1 pseudogene is annotated in these 336 nt (G+C 51.5%); it reads left to right on the forward strand.

Features of this window, described 5'->3' with window-relative positions:
* A pseudogene (locus ABFT80_RS28010) lies at positions 1-336 on the forward strand (hypothetical protein); the annotation flags it as partial.

Below are 336 nucleotides of genomic sequence, written 5' to 3' on the forward strand. Positions count from 1 at the left end.
ACCCGTCGGATTGGTCCGGAGGTCAGCAGACATTAATCTTAATCGCCTTTTCCATCGCCAGCGGCCCTACTCATGCCGCTGACTTAACGCTTCATTATCAGCACTCACCGGATATAGAAAATACAGCCCCCAACAACGACAAGAAGCAAACATTGACCGGCGAGTTTTTCTTCAAGTTGCTGAACCCAGCTATCTCGCTGATCTTCACCGCGACATTTTTGATGCTCTGGCAGCGGCGTCGGTCTTACCGATATCCGCTACTGCTCGCGCTTGCATTCTTTATGAGTGGCTTAGGGTTCGCCGCGAATGACTTCCTGGCTTCGTTTGATGGACCTG

The sequence above is a fragment of the Foliimonas ilicis genome (genome assembly GCF_039939195.1).
In the GTDB taxonomy this organism is placed as follows: domain Bacteria; phylum Pseudomonadota; class Alphaproteobacteria; order Rhizobiales; family Rhizobiaceae; genus Foliimonas; species Foliimonas ilicis.